Origin of the sequence: Acanthopleuribacter pedis (genome assembly GCF_017377855.1) — a bacterium.
In the GTDB taxonomy this organism is placed as follows: Bacteria; Acidobacteriota; Holophagae; order Acanthopleuribacterales; family Acanthopleuribacteraceae; genus Acanthopleuribacter; species Acanthopleuribacter pedis.
Window position 1 is genome coordinate 309,490 of the sequence record NZ_JAFREP010000015.1, and the last position, 8,936, is coordinate 318,425.

Below are 8,936 nucleotides of genomic sequence, written 5' to 3' on the forward strand. Positions count from 1 at the left end.
AACCGCCGTTCACAAAAACGCGTCGCATTGCGGCATCACTCCGGCAACCTCCTCAATTTTAACAACTTTGTAACAAGGTCGCCTCGCGTCATTTTTTGGTAAAGCCCCCGATACCGCCCCCTTGATTCGGGCCGTCCCCGACAGCCCGAATCCGACCGCGGCGCCAGATCCCCACCCGATAAGCCGCACCATCCACGAAAATCATCGGCACGCCGCGCACTTTTTAGGTAAAATCGCGCGTTATTAATTTGATTTCGGCCGTTTTGGCCGCGCGGCGGGGGACCCACCATGAAGAAACGCGTACTTTCCGGCATTCAACCTTCCGGTAAATTGCATATCGGCAACTATCTCGGCGCCATTCGCCAGCATATCGACAGCCAGAACCAAGCCGATTGGGACCGTTACTTTTTTATCGCCAATTACCATTCACTCACCTCCCATCCCGACCCGGAAACCCTACGCGAATGGACGCTCGACGTCGCCCGTACCTACCTCGCGCTCGGCCTCGACCCGGAAAAGTCGCTGCTCTTCATGCAAACCGACGTCCCCGAGGTCACCGAACTGGCTTGGATCCTCACCTGCTTGGCACCCATGGGTCTGTTGCAACGCTGCACCAGTTACAAAGACAAGGTCGCGCGCGGCATTGAAGCCAATCACGGCCTGTTCGCCTATCCCGTGTTACAAGCCGCCGACATCCTCATTTACGATTCCCATTTTGTTCCCGTCGGTTCCGACCAAAAGCAACACATTGAGGTGTGCCGCGACCTGGCCCAAAAATTCAACATCCGTTACGGCGAGACCTTGGTCGTGCCCGACGGCATGATCAAAGACGAGGTCGCCGTCATCCCCGGCATCGACGGCCAGAAGATGAGCAAGTCCTACCAAAACACCATCGACCTGTTCGGCACCAAAAAAGAACTCAAAAAACAGGTCATGCGCATTGAAACCGATTCAAAAGGCCTGGAAGAGCCCAAGGATCCCGATACCTGTAACGTGTTCGCCCTGTACAAGTTCTTCGCCAACAAGGAAGAGATCGCCGAGATGGCTGCCAATTACCGCGCCGGCGGGTACGGCTACGGCCACGCCAAGTTGGCCCTGCTCGAAAAACTCAACCACTTCCTCGAGCCCCATCGCGAGCGCTACAACCACCTGGTCAAAAACGAGGACGAGGTGTTGGATGTTCTGCGCGCCGGCGCCAAAACCGCACGCGCCACCGCCCAAGAAACGATGCGCCGGGTTCGCGCCGCCGTCGGCTTCATTGGCTAGGATGGGTTGGGGATTGTTTGGCTGAACGCTCGTTCGAGGCCTGGCTTGGTATTCGTTATTTCTCAGTATATTTCGATAACTTGAGGATGCGGATTTGCCCTTTTCCCTCTGTCACCGCTTCCCGACACGGATGAAGCCGTTATTTCTTTGTGGGAAAACGGATAGTTCCACCTCCGCCCTCGCCAAAGAGCCCCATAGACCAAGGCGCCGCCGCCCGCCCGCAAGACGCATCCCTCCATGGTTGCACACGGCCGCCTCAACGCGACACCATCCATCCAAGGCGCGATTCCCCCGTGGCCGGGCACAACACACACCGCCCATCCTCATTTCATCCAAACGTCCTGAGAAATAAAACCACGCCAACCCGGCCCCCTCAAAAAAAACAACCTCCTAACCCTATTACCTAAGAAGCGCGATAACTCGCGGCGATTTTGACTAAACCTCTGGGCTGCAACGGTCTGTGAAAATGCTCACCGCACCCAATGGGTGAGCTTCCGCTTCCCCCAAACCATTTCGCTCCAGATCTTTAGCCAAAATCCCTCGCTCTTATCGCGCTTCTTAGGTATTAAAACCATCTGTCATCATCCCATCTAAAAAAGTGTGACCGCTTTTTGTACACATCGGCACGTGTACCTCTGACAAGGGGCGACTGGTTATTCCCGCCCATCCCTACCTTATCCGATCAGGGTCAGTATCTTACTCAGAGGTGTCCTATGTTGCATTGTTCGCAAATTGTGCGAAACGCACGATTTATCGTTCATCTACTCATATTCGCAATTTTCGCTTGTGTTTCAGCCCAAGCCCAATCCTTTACCAATCAAAGCAGCCAACTTCCCGATATCGGCGGCGGCTTCGCTTCCGAAGGCACCCGCGGTGGCTCGACCAGCGGCGAACCCGCCTACAGCGGCATCGCCATCGGTGTCGTTGACATGAACGGCGACGGGCGCGACGATATTGTCCGCATCCACCAAGGCTCCCAAGTCGTGATCACCCTGCAAAACAGCAGCCGTGGTTTCTCCAACCACAAAACCATTGATCTGGGTTATCCCGTCTGGTCCACCGCGATGGCCGACATCGACGGCGACGGCACCATGGACATTTTCGCGGGCGGTGACAACAACCGCCGCAACCTGCTGCTCGGCAAAGACGGTTGGCAAAACTTCGGCGGCGCACGCCTCCCGCTGAACCTCCCCTCCGGCCAAACCTTCTTTGCCCAAGGCGCGTCGTTCCTCGACCTCAACCACGACGGTAACTTGGAACTGTTCGTCGCCGGCGGCGAAGGCAAAAACATGCTGTGGACCTACGCCGGCGGCACCACCCTGCAGACCGCCGACCACCTGCTCTCCTCCAACCCCACCCCCAGCGGCGGTAACCGTTCCGCTACCTGGACCGACGTCGACGGCGACGGCGACTTCGACCTGTACCTCGCCAAAGCACTGGACGGCGCCTCAAGCAGCGACCTGCGTCGCCGCAACATGTTTTTCCAGAGCCAATTCGCCCAAGACGGCAGCCACAGCTACCGCGAACGCGCATCAACCATTCGCCTCAACGACAGCGAACAAAGTTATGCGGCTGAATTCGCCGACCTTGACAATGACGGCTTAATGGAAGCGATTGTTCTGGACCACACCAAACCCGGCAGCGCCCACGGCGGCGCGCGTTTGTTCCGTCAAGACAGCTACGGCCGTTTCTTTGAAGACACCAGTTTCGGCGTCTCACTCGGCTTCAAAGGCGCCCAATTGATTCTGGCCGACTTTGACAACGACGGCTACCAAGACCTGTTGCTGGCCGGCGACACCAACGGCACCACCCGCCTGTGGCGCAACACCGGCACCGGCGACTTCACCCCCGTCACCGATTTCCGTGTCTCCATCAACGGTGCCATGCAGAATCCCGGCACCCTCTCCGTGGGTGATCTCAACAACGACGGCTTCCTCGACATCTACGCCGGTTACGTCGACTTCATCGACGGCTTCGGCAAGATCGCCAACGTCGCCGCCGCCAACCGCCCCGACCAACTGTGGCTCAACAACGGCAACAGCAACGGCTTTGTGAAGGTTTCGCTGACCGGCGACGATAGCCCCGCCCACGGCATCGGCTCTCGCATCACCGTGACGCAGTCCGCCAAAAACGACGGCTTCGGTGAAAGCACCCGCGCAACCGGAACCGAAACCACCCAAATCCGCGACGTTCGCGCCGGCCACGGCTTCGGCATCATGAACAGCTTGGAACAACACTTCGGTCTGGGCACCAATCCGGCCCCCGTTTCCATCACCGTCGACTGGGCCTCCGGCAAACAACAAACCCTGACCAACATCACCCCCGGCAGCGCCGTTCAAATCAAAGAAGACGTGAAACCCGACCTTGCCGTGACCGGCTTCACCACCGCCAACCCCGCACCCATGCCCGGCGAGACCATTAACCTGAGCATCACCGTCGCCAACTTGAGCGAAACCCACGCGGGCAGCTCCCGCCTGGCCCTGTACCTCAGCGATACCGACCGCATCGACTACAACGTCGCGCCCCGCACCTACACCGTCGAAGACGTTCCCGTAAACGGTCAGTTCGTCCTCAACATCCCCTACACCATCCCCGCCAATGCCGGCGCCACCGACCAATGGCTGCATGCCGTCGTCAACCACGGCGCCACCTTGGATGAAGGCCCCATCGGCAACAATGATCGCGCCCTGCCACTCCAGATCGGCTTGGACGGCGTTGACCTGGCCATCTCCACCCACGACACGCACACCGACAACATCGATGCCGGCCGTTACCTCTACGTTTCCGCCATCGTCGAAAACATCGGTTCACAAGACGCATCAAGCAGCGAACTGCACTACTACCTCTCCAACGACATTCGCTTCAACCCCCAAGACGACGTACGCTTGGGAGTCGAAAACGTCCCACCCCTGGGCGCCGGCGCCACCAGCGCGCAAAGCCACTCCGTGCGCATTCCCCCCAGCACGCCCTGGGGCCCCAAGTACATCTTCTTCGTTGCCAACACCACCGGCAGCGTCACCGAAATCAACACCAACAACAACATCGAATACCGCGCCATTCACGTCAACAACACGCTTTTGCCCGACATGGTTGTTGAAAACACCACCGCCACCCCAACCAACGTGGTTGCCGGTGACCGCATCACCCTGAGCGCGACCCTGCGCAACGCCGGCCACGGCGTACCACCGGAGCAAACCGTGGGTTACTTCTTGTCCCAAGACCAAACCTACGACGACGGCGACATCCCTCTGAAATTCCAAAACGTCGGTGTCGTAAACCCCGTCATGAGCATCCACAACTTCATCGACGTCCCCAACGTCGGCGGTACCTGGCACATCCTGTGGGTCGCTGATTTCCACAACGTGATCCATGAACTCAACGAAACCAACAACGCCGGCAGCTTCGAAATCTTCATCACCGGCGAAGGCAAGGACCTCTACAACGAGCGCTTTACCGCAAGCCCCACGTCCAACATAATGCCCGGCGACGCGCTGTGGGTCACCCACCGCGTTGCCAACCGCGGCACCAGCACCGCCGGCAACACCACCGCGGCCATCTACCTTTCCACCGACCAGACCCTTAGCGGAAACGACACCTTGTTGTTCGAGCGTACCGTAGGTGTCCTGAGCTCCGGCGCCGGTTCTTACAACGCACGGCACATCACCATGCCGAGCAACCTGCCGGAAGGTACCAGCTACCTGCTGTTCGTCGCGGACCGTGACGACGTCATCGACGAAAGCAACGAAAACAACAACGTCGCCGCGATTGAAATCAGCCGCACCGCAACCGGCTCTCTGCCGGACTTGGAACTCACCCAAGCGAGCGTGGCCCTGAGCGAAATCCAAGTGGGCGATCCCATCACCCTGCGCATCACCGCGGAAAACAGCGGATCTTCCTCCAGCTTCGCCCAATCTAACGCGGTCTACGTCTACATCTACACGGACAGTTCCTTGTCCTCGGACGATCCCCGATTGACCTGGTTCTCGGTCCCCAACCTCGAAGGTGGCGCGTCCTACTCAAAAACCAAACAAATGCTGTGGCCCAACAGCTTGGGTTTAACCCCCGGCGACTACTACTTGATCTACAAAATTGACCCCAACAACGTGGTTCCCGAAACCAACGAAAACAACAACAAGGTAACCATCGCCTTCAAAATCAACCCCTAACCCGCATTTCTCACAAGGATTCGTCGCGAGAAGCAGAAAGCCTTGTGAGTACGAAGATTACGACCGAGAGACGGCACAGGCGTAGCAGCGCTACGGTGAAGGCGGCTCGACCGAGTAATCGAAGTAATCGCATGGCTCTCGGCTTCGCAGCAGAATTCCTTGTGAGAAATACGGGCTAACCCAAGCACACGAGATGCGGCGATCCTTCGCCGCGATTCAAGGACGCGTCCCCCGGGCGCGTCCTTGAATCGTGATGCCACCACGGCACAAACCAAAGCGGGAGAGACAAAACGGACACCCCTTGATTAGGTTCGTGTGCTGAGCAGCCAGGATTTGCCAACAGCTTTGACTCCCAGGATAGCCCCGCTCCAACGGTCGGTGAATGACCCCTTGCCTTGCCCTCATTCCCACGAGCAATTCCCGTAAAGCGGCCCCCGTCAACGCAATAATGCCGACAAGGCCCGAAAGGTAATCCCGCTTTTTTCAGCTTCTTGCAGAAGACTGCCCTTTCTCGGAAAACAACGGGGTGCTGCAGTGGCGCAACACCCCGCTTGGATTTATGGATATTACCTGCTTTCTGTCTTCAGTTCCAAATCAACGAAAGACCATGCAACTTGGATGGGTACAAAAAGAGGATCGATGTCCTGGCTGAACGTTTTGTGGTTGGTCCTGTTTCTTGGGAAGATGGAAACGCGCCAAAAAGCCGTGTTTGATTTACTTTTTTGTCTGATTCAGGTTCAGCGGGAAACGATTCGTTCATTAAATAAAGGTAGGGATAAACGTTTGACCGACCGGCAGCGGCGCCGGCTTGCGATCCTGGCAAGGGCGGTTCCCAATGATTTTTTGCAAAGCCTCGCGGCGCTGATTTACAGCCTGGACACGTTTTTGCGTTGGTATCAAAGGTTGGTGCATCAGAAATATAAGCCCGAACCGCGTCGGCGGCAAGGACGGCCGGTCACTTCGCCTGAAACGGCCGCTTTGGTGCGGCGTTTGGCCGAACAAAATCCAAGTTGGGGCTACCGGCGGATTGTCGGGGCGCTGAAGCATCTCGGGGTAACGCTTTCAAAAAACACCGTGGCTCGGATTTTGGAAGATGCGGGTTTGAGCCCGGCCCCGAAACGCACGCGCTCATGGCGTTGTTTCTTGGAGCAGCAGTGGTCGAGCATGGTCGCCGCCGATTTCTTCACCGTGGAACTGACACGTGACTGGGGGATTCAGCGGGTGCATGTTTTGGTCATGATGCACCTGGCGACACGAAGAATCCACATCGCCGGCATTGTGAACGAGCCGACGCAGGCATGGCTGGTGCAGGTCGCACGCAACGAAACGGACGAGGAACGCGGCTTCCTGAAAGAGGGCGCTTATTTGATTCATGATCGAGCGGCGGTTTTCGGCGAAAAGTTTAAGGCCACCTTGGCCGCAACTGGTGTGACCACGGTCAAATTGCCGGCCCGCTCGCCCAACCTGAACGCACATGTGGAGCGTGTGATTCGGAGCATTCGTGAAGAATGTTTGGACCGATTCGTGATTTTCTCGAAAGGACAACTTGAATACCTTTTGCGTGAATATGTGGCGCACTACCATGAGGAGCGCCCCCACCAAGGGCTGGGAAACCGGTTGATCTCCGGCATGCAGGGGAAGTCAGAGGGAAGGATCCGGCGACGAACCCGTTTGGGCGGCTTGCTCAGTTTTTATGATCGCGTTTCAGGTTAAGAGTACGGTGGATTCGGAGCGAAATCCAAGGCCAAAGTGCGCCCAAATGAAGCCTTTACATCAAAGAAACACCTCGCTCGGGCAAAGTTTTTGGCGAATTTCCAGAAAACGGAAGGTCGGCTCTTGTTGCGCGGCAGGGAATTCAGGGTGATTGGGCGGCCTGTATATTTTTGGGACACTACGGGTCGGTTCTTGTTTCACTGCTTGGGCTTCGAGGGAATTGGGTTACGTGTTTATTTTTGGGACACTACGCGCTTCTTAGGTTTTATATAAAAAACCACAACGACAAACAGCACGGCATTAACCAGCTTTAACAATATTGCATTGTGAGGCACTACACCAAATGTAAAAATTATAAAAACTGCAATCGAGAAAAGTTGAATCACGGCTTGGAACAAAAATATTCTTTTAGCTAAGTCGACTTTGACTGCAGCGAATACAGCGGTAAGTAAATATGATGGCCACAAAAAGTACACAACAGGATAGTGAAATAAAAAGAAAAAGGAAGCAGTTCTCGCTGTGCCAACTCTGACAACCCATAAATCAACAAGGAATGCAGAAGTCATTAAAATTATCACAAAAACGAAACGATTCATTGACCTCACCTTTGTTCGTACCTTTCAGATAGAATGATGTCGATCTTGGACCCAGAAATAACAATCTTAATTTTTTGTCGCCATGTGGACTCCATTTCAAAGGATTTTGCCGGATGAAGGCTTGACTCCTCTAGGGACAACCAAGCAGAATCAAAAACAACCAACTTCTTTCTCGTCTGGCCAAATAAAATACCTGGCAAAACAACAGACTTGTCGTAGTAATCCCCATGTTCATCTTGCCCTGGGTTCCAATCGTAAACATCACTCCAAACATTGTAGACATAGCCTTCAGCAACAATAACTCCTCTCTCTTTCGAAAAGTTCAAAACCACGTTGCTAGTTAATTTTGAACTTCCGGCGGCCCAGAAAAATGGATCAAAATAAAAACCATCTTGATAAACAACCCATCCTATTTGTTCTTCTTTAATGGTTCCTTGTTCTCCTGGCCTCAATTTACCACTCTTTGTAGCCAACTTTAAAACTGCCGCATCTATATTGCGTTCTTGGGTATCTCGCACTACTGAAGACTCCATTACAAATTCTGGATCAAAATATACGACTCTTCTCCATTTCCCGTTCTTCATTTTTTCAACTTGAGCAGATCCAGTCAAAAAAGTTTCAAGATTGGTTGCCGCAACATCCAAAATGCCACCAGGAAGCGCTCTTGATTTTGCAATAATATTCCATCCCGCATCTTCAATTATTTCCGTTGGAGAACTACTGTCCAGCTTAGATGTAGAGGAGTCCAATATAAGAAATCTTTTATATCGACTCCCAAGTGCTATTCCGCCCAGATCTCGCATGATATATAGACGAATCTCGTCTGATGTTTTCCCTCTAATTGCATCATGAAACCGAAGCTCGCCAGCACTTGGGAATACCGGATTATCATATACAGCAGTAGAGTACATAAAGTCTTTTCCGCTTATTGCTCTATTGAATTCGTCTTCATGAATATAAACCCAGCCGCGAGTGCCATTGTCTATATTTATGTATTGGAAAACTTTGGTCTGCAAACCATTGGGATCAATGAACATTATGGGATTCCCCAACCCATACGCATACGGTCAATGCCGTTAAGTTAAGAACCAAAACGATAGGAAAATGGGCTAGCGGTTTGATTTGTAGCCAGGCGCGAAAATTTGAATCTTCACGATATATCTGCCTGATGCTCGCCTCTTCGCCGTTCGGCCGG

General features: G+C 54.3%; 5 protein-coding genes. 3 read left to right on the forward strand and 2 right to left on the reverse strand.

Going from position 1 to position 8,936, the window contains the following annotated elements; all coding sequences use genetic code 11:
* The first annotated feature begins 288 nt into the window (after positions 1–288).
* From trpS to J3U88_RS16905, 3 genes are all read left to right on the forward strand, one after another.
* Positions 289–1,266, forward strand: a complete 978-nt coding sequence (gene trpS, locus J3U88_RS16895; protein ID WP_207860104.1) for a tryptophan--tRNA ligase — start codon at positions 289–291, stop codon at positions 1,264–1,266.
* 713 nt (positions 1,267–1,979) lie between these two features.
* Entirely contained in the window at positions 1,980–5,432 is a 3,453-nt protein-coding gene (locus J3U88_RS16900; RefSeq protein WP_207860105.1) for a CARDB domain-containing protein, read from the forward strand.
* Between the two features lie 639 nt (positions 5,433–6,071).
* Entirely contained in the window at positions 6,072–7,145 is a 1,074-nt protein-coding gene (locus tag J3U88_RS16905) for an integrase core domain-containing protein (protein WP_207860106.1), read from the forward strand.
* 233 nt (positions 7,146–7,378) lie between these two features.
* Here the strand turns inward: J3U88_RS16905 and J3U88_RS16910 are convergent, their stop codons facing one another.
* A complete protein-coding gene (locus J3U88_RS16910) occupies positions 7,379–7,741 on the reverse strand; it encodes a hypothetical protein (RefSeq protein WP_207860107.1) in 363 nt (120 codons plus the stop codon).
* 5 nt (positions 7,742–7,746) lie between these two features.
* Positions 7,747–8,778: a hypothetical protein gene (locus J3U88_RS16915; protein WP_207860108.1), complete on the reverse strand. Its 1,032-nt coding sequence runs from the start codon at positions 8,776–8,778 to the stop codon at positions 7,747–7,749.
* Between the last annotated feature and the right edge of the window lie 158 nt (positions 8,779–8,936).

Excerpts from the sequence above, each read along its gene's own strand:
- J3U88_RS16900 (WP_207860105.1), top strand. The coding sequence starts at position 1,980 with ATGTTGCATTGTTCGCAAATTGTGCGAAACGCACGATTTATCGTTCAT.
- trpS (WP_207860104.1), top strand. The coding sequence starts at position 289 with ATGAAGAAACGCGTACTTTCCGGCATTCAACCTTCCGGTAAATTGCAT.
- J3U88_RS16915 (WP_207860108.1), bottom strand. The coding sequence starts at position 8,778 with ATGTTCATTGATCCCAATGGTTTGCAGACCAAAGTTTTCCAATACATA.
- J3U88_RS16910 (WP_207860107.1), bottom strand. The coding sequence starts at position 7,741 with ATGAATCGTTTCGTTTTTGTGATAATTTTAATGACTTCTGCATTCCTT.
- J3U88_RS16905 (WP_207860106.1), top strand. The coding sequence starts at position 6,072 with ATGTCCTGGCTGAACGTTTTGTGGTTGGTCCTGTTTCTTGGGAAGATG.